The organism is Streptomyces sp. RLA123 (genome assembly GCF_056270165.1).
Map to the genome: position 1 here is coordinate 5218777 of NZ_JBWDOR010000003.1, position 12213 is coordinate 5230989.

Below are 12213 nucleotides of genomic sequence, written 5' to 3' on the forward strand. Positions count from 1 at the left end.
GGTATCAGTCCTCCGCCGACAGGAAGCCGCTGCGGCGGCGCATCAGGAGTGCGGTGAAGGCCATGGCGAGCGCGAACAGCACCAGGGCGATCACGCAGGCCGCGCCGGTGTCGAAGCGCTGGAAGCCGAGGTTGTAGACCAGCTGCGGCAGCGTCAGCGTGGACTTCTCCGGATAGCCGGGCTCGAACTGCTGGCCGGAGCCGCCGATGATGCCGCTGGCGACCTTTCCGGCGACCAGGGGCTGTGTGTAGTACTGCATGGTCTGGATGACCCCGGTCACCACGGCGAACATCACGATGGGCGAGATGTTCGGCAAGGTGACGTAGCGGAACCGTGCCCAGGCGCCGGCGCCGTCCAGCTCGGCGGCCTCGTACTGCTCCTTGGGAACGTCCAGCAGCGCGGCCATGAAGATCACCATCAGGTCGCCGATGCCCCACAGCGCCAGCAGCGTCAGGGCCGGTTTGGACCAGGACGGGTCGTTGAACCAGCCGGGCTGCGGGAGGCCGATGCTGCCCAGCAGGTGGTTCACCGGGCCGGTTCCGGGGTTGAGCAGGAAGGCGAAGGCCATCGTCGCGGCGACCGGCGGGGCCAGGTACGGCAGGTAGAAGGCGGTCCGGAAGAGCCCCGCGCCCGTCTTGATCTTGGTGATCAGCAAGCCGATGCCCAGACCGAAGACGACCCGCAGGCTGACCATGACCACGACCAGCCACAGGGTGTTGCGCAGCGCGGGCCAGAAGAAGGGGTAGTCGTTGAAGACATACGACCAGTTCTTGACGCCGTTCCAGGTCGGCGGGGCGAAGCCGTCGTACTTCATGAAGGAGAAGTAGACGGTCGAGAGCAGCGGATAGGCGAAGAAGACGATGAAGCCGATCAGCCACGGGGAGAGGAAGGCGAGGGTGCGAAGCGCCTCGCGGCGGCGCTTCGCCCTCAGCAGGGGGTGGACGCTCGCACTCATCACTGGGCCTGCGCGATGTCCTTGTCGACCTGCGTGTCGACACCCTTGAGGCCGGCGGTCAGGTCGGACTGCTTGCCGGACTCGTAGGCGTAGCCGAAGTCCTGCAGCGTCAGCTGGTAGGTGCCGCCGTTGATGCTGGCGGGGGTGGTGGTGCTGTTGGGGTTCTGCGCGATGTCCACGAAGGTGCGGAAGAGGGGATCGGCGTCCAGCTTCGGAGACTTCAGCGCGGCGAGCGTGGAGGGCACGTTGTGGATGGCGTTGGAGAAGCTGACGACCGCGTCGGTGTCGGTGGCCATGAACTTCACCAGTTCCCAGGCGGCGTTCTTCTTGGCGCTGGTGTTGGCGACGCCGATGATCGTGCCGGACAGGTAGCCCTTGCCATAGGTGTCGGCCTGGTCGTCCGGCACCGGGAAGGGGGCGACGCCGATGTCGAACTTCGCGCCCGCTTCCTTGGCCATGCCGGCCCGCCACTCGCCGTCCATCGCCATGGCCACCTGGCCGGTGTGGAAGGGGTTCTTGGCGCCCCACTCGTCACCGAAGGTGGACCGGTACTTCTCCAGCTTCTGGAAGCCGCCGAGCGCCTTGACCATGTCCTGCTGCCAGGTGAACATGGCCGCGAAACCGGGGTCCTTGGCGACGTCGGACTTGCCGTCGGTGCCGAAGTACTTCGCGCCCCACTGGGCGGCCAGGTGCGTGGTGGTCGACTCGTAGCCGTGGAAGTTCGGCATGAAGCCCAGCTGGGAGTAGGAGTCGCCCTTGGCCTTGGTGAGCTTGACCGCGTCGGCCTTGAACTCCGACAGCGTCTTGGGCGGGGCGGAGATCCCGGCGGCCTTGAAGGCGTCCTTGTTGTAGTAGAGGCCGTAGGCGTCGCCGAGCAGCGGCAGCGTGCACCGCTTCCCGTCGAACTGGGTGTACTCCAGCATCGGCTTGGGGAAGGTCGTGGCCGTGTTGATGCCGGACTTCTTCAGGAAGGGGTCCAGATCGGCGAAGGCGTTGGACGAGCAGAACTTGCCGACGTTGTCGGTGGTGAAGGAGGAGACGACGTCCGGGGCGTTCGGGCCGCCGGCCCGCAGCGCCTGGTTGATCTTGTCGTCGGTGATGTTGCCCTGCACCTTGACATGGATGTTGGGGTGCGCCTTCTCGAAGGCCGAGACATTGGCGCTGATCGCCTTCACCTCGCTCGGCGCGGACCAGCCGTGCCAGAAGGTGATGGTGACGTCCTTGTTGGGGTCGTCGCTCGCCGTGTTGTTGCTGGAGCCCGTACACGCGCTCGTCAGCAGGGATATCGCGGCGGCGGCGGCGATGGCGGCCGCGGCCGTCTTGGTGGAACCGGACACTTCGCTTCCTCCGGGGGACTTCGGGGGCGGTTCGAGGGTGTGCGATGCCTGCGGAGGGGCCCGCCGGGTGGTGCCGGTGACGGGTGTCCCCCGCTGCGAGTGCGGGTGGTGGGTGGGTGGTTCGGTTCAGCGGGAGGTGTCGAACACCTCGTCGCGGGTGGTGGCGAGGGCGCTTTGCAGTGCCCCGCACAGGACGGGGTGCTCCGGCACCCCGCCGAGCACCAGCCGGGGCCGGGGCACGGCCAGTTCGGCCAGTTCCGCCTGGACGAGTGCGCGCAGGGGTTCCCCGCCGGCGGCGATCACTCCGCCGGCCAGGACGATCAGTTCGGGGTCGAGCACGGTCACCAGTGAGGCGAGTCCGATGGCGAGTCCGGTGGCGAAGCGCCGCAGCAGTTCCGCCTGCGGTCCGCCGTCGTCGGCGCCCGCGCCGATCCCGCCGTCGCTTCCGGTGACCGAGGCCGCCGAGGACAGCAGGGCCGAGGCCGCTCCGGCCTGGGTGCCCCGGGGCACGGTCAGCCCCAGCGCGCGGGCGATCCGCAACACGGCGTTGCAGCCCGCCAGTTCCTGGAAGCCACCGGCGTTGGCCTTGGCCACGTGCCGGACCAGGGGCGTGCCCGGCACCGGCATGAAGCCGACCTCGCCCGCGCCACCGGTCCGGCCGCGGTGCAGCCGGCCGCCGATGACGATCGCGGCGCCGATGCCCTCCTCGTTCCACAGCAGGACGAAGTCGTCGTGGCCGTGGGCCGCGCCGAGCCGCTGCTCGGCGACGGCGGCGAGGTTCACGTCGTTGTCGTACTCCAGGGGCACGGGCAGGGCCGCGGCCAGTTCCTCCAGCAGGGTGGGGGAGTGCCAGCCGGGCAGGTGGCTGGCGTAGCGCAGCCGCCCGGTGCTCGGGTCGAAGGCGCCCGGGGTGCCGACGACGATCCGGTGCAGGTCGGTCAGGTGCAGACCGGCGGCCTTCACCGCGCCGTCGACCGCCTGGGCCACCTGCTCGACGGCGCCGTGGGAGCGGCGGCTGCGGCCCGGGGTCGGCAGTTCGAACTCACCGGTGACCGTGCCGGTGATGTCGGCGACCGCGGCGCGGATCTGCTCGGCGGTCACGTCGAGCCCGGCGACGTGCGCGGCGGCGGGGTTGACCGAGTACAGCTGGGCATTGGGGCCCGGCCGGCCGGCGGTGGTGCCGGTGGCGACCACGAGCCCGGCGGACTCCAGCCGGGCCAGCAGTTGTGAGGCGGTCGGCTTCGACAGGCCGGTGAGCTTGCCGATCCGGGTGCGGGACAGGGTCCCGTGCTCGAGGAGCAGGTCGAGCGCGGCGCGGTCGTTCATGGCGCGCAGGACGCGCGGCGTGCCCGGTGTACCAGGGGCTCCGGGGGTACCGGCCACAGTCTCGTCCTTCCTCGTGTCGACGGTTACCGCCGCACGCTACGGCACGGGCGGACGGGCTGAATGGGGTTAGTGCGCGGGATGGGGCGCGTTGGTAGTTAGGAAACTTTCCTGTTGGTGAAAGGCAAGGTAGGCGCCCGGCGGCGGGAGCGTCAAGGGTGGATCAGAGACGGCGTCAAAGTGTTATCAGGGGCGCCAAGGCATGAAAAGGGGGCGCCGGGCAAGTGCCCGGCGCCCCCTTGCGATCCCGGGCGCGTGCGCCCGTCGCGTCAGCTCACTTCGTGGTGCCGGTCGGCAGCGGCTGCGCCGCGAGTGCCTGCGGTGACACGGGGTTGGCCAGTGCCGACGGCGCGGCGATGCCGGCCGACGGGTCCACCGCCCCCTCCTCGTCCACCGCCGCCGGCATGCCGCCGACGATCGCGATCCCCTCCTCGTCGAAGGTCCGCTTGATGCGCCAGCGCAGTTCGCGCGCGGCCGACAGCGCCTTGCCGGGCATCGTCCTGGCCTGCGCCTGCAGGACCATCGAGTAAGCGGTCACCGATTCCAGTCCCAGCACCTCGACCGGCTCCCAGAGCACCTCGTCCCACGGCTGGGTCTTGGCCATCTCCTCGGCCGCCTGCAGGATCAGGGCCCGCGCCCGGTCCAGATCCTCGTGGTAGCCGATCCGCACGTCCACCGTCGCCGTCGCCCAGCCCTGGCTGAGGTTGCCGATGCGCTTGACCTCGCCGTTGCGGATGTACCAGATCTCGCCGTTGTCGCCGCGCAGCTTCGTCACCCGCAGACCGACCTCGATCACCGTGCCGCCGGCCACGCCCGCGTCGATGACGTCGCCCACGCCGTACTGGTCCTCCAGGATCATGAAGACCCCGGAGAGGAAGTCGGTCACCAGGTTGCGCGCGCCGAAACCGATGGCCACACCGGCCACGCCGGCACTGGCCAGCAGCGGCGCCAGATTGATCTGGAGCACCGACAGCACGGTCAGCGCGGCCGTGCCCATGATCACGAACGAGGCCACGCTGCGCAGCACCGAGCCGATCGCCTCGCTGCGCTGCCGCCGCCGCTCGGCGTTGACCAGCAGCCCGCTCAACGCGCCGGACGTGGCGGCCTCGGCGCCGCGGTTCATGCGCTCGATCACCTTGGTCAGCATCCGGCGCACGATCACGCGCAGCACCAGCGCGATGACCAGGATCAGCACGATCCGCAGACCCGCGCCGAGCCAGTCCGCCCAGTTCTGGCCGATGTAGTCGGCCGCGCCGTTGGCGGACTTCTGGGCGTCGTCGATGGTCGAGGCGGCTGCGGACGGTGTGGACACAGGCGGAAACCTCCGGTTGGGCAGGCTTCCCACACTAACGGGGTAAACGATGTGTCTCGTTGCCCCGTTCGAGAGCGACGTGCGCTGATTCAGGGCATGTAAAGGGGTGTGGTCGAAAACACCCTCGGTCCGTTACCCGGTCATGGTGGCGCCGCGGCCAGGCTTCCGGAGAGACTGTGGGCAGATCGTCCCGGCGCGAGCCACGCGCCGCCGGCGTAAAAGGAGGCACCCGTGCCGCATGTCCTGGTCCTCAATGCGTCGTACGAGCCGCTCGGCGTCGTACCGCTTCGCCGCGCACTGATCCTCGTGCTGAACAAGAAGGCCGTGTGCCTCGAGGAATCCGGCGCTTATCTGCACAGCGCGACCTGTTCTGTCCCCGCACCCAGTGTTGTCAAGCTCACCAAATTCGTCCGAGTCCCCTTTCGCGGCCCTGTGCCCCTGACCCGGCGCGCGCTCTTCGCCCGGGACGGCGGCCGGTGCGCGTACTGCGGAGCCGTCGCAACCAGCGTCGACCACGTGATCCCGCGCAGCCGCGGAGGCCAGCACACGTGGGAGAACGTGGTCGCTGCCTGCCGCCGGTGCAACCATCTCAAGGCCGACCGGCATGTCGCCGAGCTCGGCTGGCGCATGCGCCATCAGCCCGCCCCGCCGTCCGGCCTCGCCTGGCGGATCATCGGGACGGGGCATAGGGACCCGCGCTGGCTGCCATACCTGCAGCCATTCGGCGCGGACGACGCCATGGCCCGGATCGACGGCATATCCGCCTGAGACCGGGCCTTTGTGTTGCCCGGCACGGCCCCACGGGCCCCGGGCCGCCCCCCGTGGCGGTCCGGGGCCCGTGGGGCCGCGTCGGCGTGTCGTCCTACTCGAACCGCAACTGCGCCGGGTGCACGGTGCGTCGCAGCAGCGGGAGCGAGGCGGCGGTGGCCAGGAGGGCGGCGGCCGGCAGGGCGACGGCGGCGAGCAGCGGTTCCAGCAGCGGGAACGCGTACGAGCTGTCGAGTCCCACCGCCTTCCACCAACTTCCGACGGCCAGCAGACCGCACCCCGTCGCCAGCACGACCGCCGGCACCAGTGGCAGGACGGTCTCCAGTAGTGCCGCCCGGTTCAGGACGCCCCGGGGCACCCCGCCGGCGGCCAGGGCGGCCAGTGTCCGGCGGCGGGTGACCACCGATTCGACCGCCCCGACCACCAGACCGCCGACGGCCACCGCGAAGGCGATCACGATGCCGGCGCCGACCAGACGCAGCCCGTCGAAGTAGTAGGCCAGGTCCTCCGCGCTGTACGGAAGCCGGTACGGCGCGGTCAGGTCCTCGATCATCAGGCGCCGTACACCCATGAAACCGACCCCCGCCAGCACGGCCAGCAGCACCGCTCCGTGCGAGCGGGTACCCGCCCAGGCATCGGCCTGAAGGCGTTCTCCCGCGATCAGCAGTGCCGGGCGTCCGGAGCGGGCCGCGAGGCGCCCCGTGAGGAGGGCGAGCCCGGCGCTGCCGTACAGCACGCCGACCAGGGACAGCACGACGGCGGCCAGACCGACCGGCGCGGAGACGCCGTAGACCGAGGACCGGCCGTCGAGCACGAACATGTTGGCCACCTGGAGGCCGGTCGCCGCGACGAGCGCCAGCGGAGCGAGGGCCCACAGCGCCAGCCGTCCGCGCCCCGGCCGGGGGTACGCCCGCCGCCCCCCCGAGGCGACCCCCAGCGGATCGGTCGCCGCGCGACGCAGCGTGAACCGGGCCTCCAGCGTCGCGAGGAGCGGCATCCCGAGCACCACGGCCGCGGCCGCGATCCAGGGGACGGGCACGTCCGCGGGCCAGGCCGTCAACCGCAATGCCCCGCCGTCGGCCACGGTGACGGGCTGCAGCGCGCCGAGCGCCGCCCGCAGCGCCAGGAAGGCCGCCAGTCCGGCGAGCGCGCCGATCCCGCAGGCCGTACCGGTCTCCAGCGCCTGGATGCGGCGCACCTGGCGCTGGGTCGCGCCGGCCAGCCTCAGCGCGGCGAGCCGCTGCCGCAACTGCACGGTGCCGATCCGGGTGCACTGGCCCAGGAACGCCAGCAGCGGAACGATCAGCAGCAGCAGTCCGATCACCAGCCCGGACCGGGCGGTACGGTCGTTGAACAGTTGATGGCTGTACCAGTGCGCCCCGCCGCCGAACCGGGTGCCGATCACCGCGACGACCACGGCCGCCAGCGCGAAGACCGTGCCCAGCGCCGTGCTCGCCGCCGTCAGGCCGAGCCGCCACCACTCGCCGTTCGGGGAGCCGCGCAGCAGGGACCAGGCCAGCCGGGCGTCGGCCCGCAGCGCGGTCACCGGAGCACCTGCGCGGGTGCGCCGTCCACGGCGCCGTCGCGGACGGTGATCTCGCGGTCGGCGTACGCGGCGACCTGGGCTTCGTGAGTGACGAGGAGCACGGCGGTGCCCGCCTCGCGGGCGGCCTGCACGAGGGCGGTCATGACCTGCTCGCCGGCGAGGGAGTCCAGGGCGCCGGTCGGCTCGTCGGCGAAGACGGCCTTGGGCCCGGTGACCATGGCGCGGGCCAGGGCGACGCGCTGGGCCTGGCCGCCGGACAGCTCGCCGGGACGAAGGGCGGCCCGGTCGGCGACGCCGAAGCGCTCCAGCCAGTCCCGGGCGCCGGCGTGGGCGGACGCCCGGGAGGTGCCGGCCAGCAGCAGCGGCAGCGCCACGTTGTCGAGCGCGGTCAGCTCGCCGACCAGCTGCCCGAACTGGAAGACGATGCCGAAGTCGGTGCGCCGCAGCGTCGTGCGTCGGGCCTCGCCCGCCTGGTCCAGGCGCTCGTCGCCGTACAGCACCTTGCCCTCGTCCGGCCGGACGATGCCCGACAGGCAGTGCAGCAGCGTGGACTTGCCGCTGCCGCTCGGACCGCTGACGGCCAGGATCTCGCCGGGGTACAGGCACAGCGACGCACCGCGCAGGGCGTCCGTCGTGCCGTAGCGCTTGACCAGGCCGTGGGCCTCGATCAGGGGTGGGGTCATGCGGAGGTGACCTCCTCGGCCAGGGCGCCGAGACGCTGCGCGGCGTTGTCCATCCAGCGCAGGTCGGCGTCGAGATGGGTGAGGGCGTAGTCGGCGGAGAGCACGGCCGACAGAGGGGCGCCGGGTGCCGTCTTCTCAGCGGTGAGTTCGCGCATCCGGGCGAGGTGGGCGGCGCGCTGGGCGCGCAGGAAGTCCGCCGGGTCGCCGTGGCCGGAGGCGATGATCGCCGTGACCTTGGCGAAGATCTCGTTCGCCGCGGTGACCGGCGCGGGTGGCACGGGCTCGGCGAGCCAGCGCAGCAACGCGCCGGTGCCCTGCTCGGTGAGCCGGTACGTGGTCCGCTCGGGGCCTCCTTCGCTCGACGTGGCGTCGACCTCCGCGAGGCCGTCGCGGACCAGGCGCTGCAGGGTCGTGTAGACCTGGCCGTAGGCGAGCGGACGTGCCTGCGGGAAGCGTTCGTCGTGCCGCCGCTTCAGGTCGTACCCGTGGCCGGGCCCCGCGGCGAGCAGTCCCAGCAGCGTATCGCCGGTACTCACCCGGTCCTCACCCCCTTGTCCGATGCTCTATTCGCTGAATACATGTATTGAGTGAATAGTGGCATGCGGTTGATCACCCTGGCAAGTGGTTCATGGGGATGCCGTTGGGGCGGGGGCTCAGCCCGTGACGGCGTAGGCCTGGAGCGAGTACAGCGAGTAGCCGTACTTCGTGCCGCGCTCCACGCCCTGCACGCGGATGAAGCGCGTGTCGGCGGGTGCGTCCAGGCGCACCGACTCGGTGCCGCCGCGGCCGTCGTCGACGACCGCCGCGGTGTGCCAGTTCTGTCCGTCGGCCGAGGTCAGGATCGTGTAGCGGGAGGCGTAGGCGTCCTGCCAGCGCAGCGTCACCCGGCCGATCCAGGCCGCCCGCGGCAGCTCCGCCTGCACCCACGCGTCATCCTGGGCGGGGGAGGACCAGCGGGTGACGGGGTCGCCGTCGGTGACCGCGGAGGCGGGGAAGTCCGCGGTCTCGTCCCCGGAGGAGGTGGCGGTGGCGCCCTGCGCGACGTCCGGGCCGCCGGTGCGCGCATAGGCGTGCACGGTCACGGTCTGCCGGACCGTGCGGCCCTCGGCGCGGAACTCCAGGGGCACCTCGTAGACGCCCGGCGCGCCGTCCTCGGGGAGCGACAGCTTCACCGGCACCACGACCCGCCCGCCGCGCGGCAGTTCTATGTCACCGGGGGCCGTCGCCCGCACGCCCGGCGGGGCTTTGGCCGTGAGGGTCACCCGGGCGGCCCCCGGGGAGGCGTCGGTGAGTTCGGCGGTGACCGTCGCCGGCGCGCCACCTGCCTCGACGTCGGCCTCGGTACGGTCCAAGGTCATCCGGGCGGCCGGCCGGTCCGCGTACCAGGGCACGATCTCGTGGACGACCGGAGCCTGCGTCCCGGGCGCCGGGGTGACCCGCACCGCGTCCACCCGCATCCCGTTCGCGGGGAGTTCGGTCCAGCCGCTGCCCAGCGCGCCGAGCCGGCGCCAGCCCTGCCCGGGCACGCGCGCCTCCACGGAGCCGCCCGCGCCGCCCTCGGGCCCGGTCAGCACGGTCAGTGCCTCCAGGGGCCGGGCCGTGCCGTACTCCAGGGTCAGCCCGTCCGCCGGCACGCGGTACGCCGTGGTCGCGTCGCCGTCGGCGGCGGCGCCGGCCGCCGGGTCGCCCGTGGAGACGGCGGGTTCGTGCCCGTCCCCGGTGGTCACGGTGAACTCCCGCACGGTGACGGCGTTCTCCTGCGCGGCGGTGGCGCGCAGCCGTACGTAGCGGGCCCGGGTGCCCTCCGGCAGGGTCGCGGTGACGGTGCGCTCGCCGGCGACGTCGGTGACGGGCCGCCAGCCGGCGGCGTCGCCCGCCGAGTACTCCAGCACCGCCCGGCGCAGGTAGTCGTCCTGCTCCGGGCCGGGCTGCGCGGAGCCCATGGCGATCCGCACCTCGCGGATCTCGTGGGCGCTGCCCAGGTCCACCCCGAAGGTGTCGCCCTGCTGCGGCGGGGCGTCGCTGGCCCAGGCGGTGGAGTCCTTGCCGTCGGTCATGAGGGACGGTTCCGTGGCACGCGCCGAGCCCAGGGTCGCGGTGGCGGTGCCGTCCTCGCCGCGCATCCCGGTCCAGGCGTCCGCCGTGGCCAGGGCCTTGGCCAGGAACGGGTCGAGCACCCCGTCGCCCACGGTCGCATCGCTGTGCGCGATCCGCTCCCGCTCCCGCTCCAGCGCCAGCCGGTCCTTCCACGCGCCGGTGCCGTCGCCCTCGCGCAGCCGCAGCAGCATGTCCACCGCGTGCTCCGCGGCAGAGCCGTAGCGCGCCAACTGGTCGAGCCAGGGTTGTACTTCGTCGGCGAAGGAACCGCCGGCCAGGCCGCCGAGCCGTCCCGGGGCGCCGCTCATCGTGGTGAAGGCCGCGCGCAGCCGGCCCGCCGCCGTCTCCAGCCGCGGGGCGCTCCCGTTCCCGTACGCGTCCAGGAACTCCTTGAGCAGCGGACGCAGATAGGCCGACTCGCTGTCGTCCAGCGCCGAGGACGCCTCGTTGCCCGCCAGCGCGCGCAGCGCGTCGCGCGCGGCCGGGTCGCTGCCCGCGAGGTCGTCGACGGCGGCCCGCCAGGAGGAGGCGCGATCGTAGCCGTGCGGGTTCCAGGCGTAGTCCGCGGCCGTGAACAGCGCGATCCGGGACGCCGTCGGCTGCCGCATCGCGGTCGCCAGCAGCCCGGCCGTCGCGGCCGCGACAGCCGGCTCGCGTCCGGTGCAGGGGCCGAGGAAGATGCGGTCGTCCGCCCAGTCGTTGACCGGGTAGTTGTCCATCGTCAGCAGCGGGTGGCGGAACACGTCCTGCGCGTCGGCGACCTGCGCGCCGGTGATCGTCTCCGGTACGACGCCGACGCCGGTCCAGGCCACCTGCACGGAGCTGTCCAGCGTCCGTGCCAGCTCATCGCGGAAGTCGGTGGCGCCGTCCTGGTAGTACTCCGTGGGCAGCAGCGAGAGCGGGACGCCGCCCTCGCCCCGCCGGCCCTCCAGGTGGCGGGCGACGGCGCTCGCGAGCTCCGCCTGGGCGCGGGCGGCCGCCCGCGGGCCGTCCCCGTAGCGGCCGGCGTCCGCCCTGCAGTGCCACTCGCTGTAGCTGACGTCCTGGAACTGGAGCTGGAAGCCGCGCACGCCCAGCGCCCACATCGCGTCGATCTTGCGCAGCAGCGCCTTGCGGTCCTCCTGCGAGGAGAAGCACAGCGCCTGGCCGGGAGCCATGGCCCAGATCAGGGTGACGTGGTTGGCCCGGGCGCGCTCCGCCAGGGCGCGGAAGTCCGCCCGGCGCGTGGCCGGATAGGGCTCCCGCCACAGCTCCTGGCGGTAGGGGTCGTCGCCGGGTGCGTAGAGGTAGCGGTTCTGCTTGGTGCGGCCCAGGAAGTCGATCTGCGACAGGCGCTGCTCACGCGTCCACGGCTCGCCGTAGAAGCTCTCGGCGATGCCGCGGGTCCCGGCCACCGGCCAGTCGCGCACGACGACGCCGGGCAGGCCCCGCGGCGTCACGAGCTGACGCAGCGTCTGCGCCGCGTGGAACAGCCCGTCCTCGCCCGTGCCGGCGAGTGCCACGGTGCCGTGGCCGAGTACGTGGCCCACGGCCAGCCGGTAGCCCCCGGAGGGCAGGTCGCCCACGGGCGCGGCGCCCAGCGCGCGGAGCGCGGTGTCCGCGCCGGCGCCGTCGGCGTACAGCGTCAGGCCGCCCCGCGGGACGTCCGTGCTGTCGCGTAGGTCCGTCACACCGGCGTCCCGCAGGATCCCGCGGAGCACGTCCAGCGCGTAGGGGTCGGCCCCCGGGCCGGCGACCAGCGTCACCGTGTGCGGGACGGCGGTGAAGCCGCCCCGTTCGCGCGTCACCTGGGGCGTGGGGTGGACCGCACGCAAGGCGCCTGCGGTGGGCGCCGCGTCCGGCAGGGTGACGGGAGTGCCGGGTGCGACGGGCGGCGCGGCCAGGGCGCCGGGCGACACGCCCAGCATGCCGCCGACCACGGCGGCGACGATCGCGGCCGTTCGCGCTGCGGCGGTTCTCCTGCCCCGGGTCATGTCCGCGCCAGCCCATCACCCGCCCGGAGGGCGTGTCAACGCACACGGGACCCCCTTCTTTCCCTCCCGTCCCGGTGACGTGCCGCCCGTACCGCGGGTAGCCGCCGCTCATAGGGGGAACGGTCCGCCCGTCGAGGGAAAACCCCTGGCCGCCCGGAC

General features: G+C 72.7%; 9 protein-coding genes. 1 reads left to right on the plus strand and 8 read right to left on the minus strand.

The genetic code is table 11. The annotated features are described in order from the left end of the window. Positions 1–4: 4 nt before the first annotated feature. The 4 genes from RV983_RS23815 to RV983_RS23830 form a co-directional block, all read right to left on the minus strand. A complete protein-coding gene (locus RV983_RS23815) occupies positions 5–955 on the minus strand; it encodes a carbohydrate ABC transporter permease (RefSeq protein ID WP_475987762.1) in 951 nt (316 codons plus the stop codon). After that, positions 955–2292: an ABC transporter substrate-binding protein gene (locus tag RV983_RS23820; protein ID WP_475987763.1), complete on the minus strand. Its 1338-nt coding sequence runs from the start codon at positions 2290–2292 to the stop codon at positions 955–957. The genes RV983_RS23815 and RV983_RS23820 overlap by 1 nt, the downstream gene beginning before the upstream one ends. Positions 2293–2418: 126 nt before the next feature. After that, positions 2419–3618: an ROK family transcriptional regulator gene (locus tag RV983_RS23825; protein WP_475987764.1), complete on the minus strand. Its 1200-nt coding sequence runs from the start codon at positions 3616–3618 to the stop codon at positions 2419–2421. A gap of 331 nt (positions 3619–3949) precedes the next feature. Next, positions 3950–4987, minus strand: coding sequence for a mechanosensitive ion channel family protein (locus RV983_RS23830; protein WP_475987765.1), 1038 nt, complete (start codon positions 4985–4987; stop codon positions 3950–3952). A gap of 231 nt (positions 4988–5218) precedes the next feature. Here RV983_RS23830 and RV983_RS23835 point away from each other — a divergent pair, with 231 nt between their 5' ends. Next, the gene (locus RV983_RS23835; RefSeq protein ID WP_475987766.1) at positions 5219–5755 is read left to right on the plus strand and encodes an HNH endonuclease; all 537 of its coding nucleotides are present in this window, start codon (positions 5219–5221) and stop codon (positions 5753–5755) included. Positions 5756–5849: 94 nt separating this feature from the next. On the opposite strand, the gene RV983_RS23840 is transcribed toward RV983_RS23835, so the two are convergent. The 4 genes from RV983_RS23840 to RV983_RS23855 form a co-directional block, all read right to left on the minus strand. After that, positions 5850–7301, minus strand: a complete 1452-nt coding sequence (locus tag RV983_RS23840) for an FtsX-like permease family protein (protein WP_475987767.1) — start codon at positions 7299–7301, stop codon at positions 5850–5852. After that, on the minus strand, positions 7298–7984 hold the full coding sequence (locus tag RV983_RS23845; protein ID WP_475987768.1) for an ABC transporter ATP-binding protein: 687 nt from the start codon (positions 7982–7984) through the stop codon (positions 7298–7300). Before RV983_RS23845 ends, RV983_RS23840 begins: the two co-directional genes overlap by 4 nt. Beyond that, the gene (locus tag RV983_RS23850; RefSeq protein WP_475987769.1) at positions 7981–8520 is read right to left on the minus strand and encodes a PadR family transcriptional regulator; all 540 of its coding nucleotides are present in this window, start codon (positions 8518–8520) and stop codon (positions 7981–7983) included. The genes RV983_RS23845 and RV983_RS23850 overlap by 4 nt, the downstream gene beginning before the upstream one ends. Before the next feature lie 117 nt (positions 8521–8637). After that, positions 8638–12054, minus strand: coding sequence for a beta-N-acetylglucosaminidase domain-containing protein (locus RV983_RS23855; RefSeq protein ID WP_475987770.1), 3417 nt, complete (start codon positions 12052–12054; stop codon positions 8638–8640). Between the last annotated feature and the right edge of the window lie 159 nt (positions 12055–12213).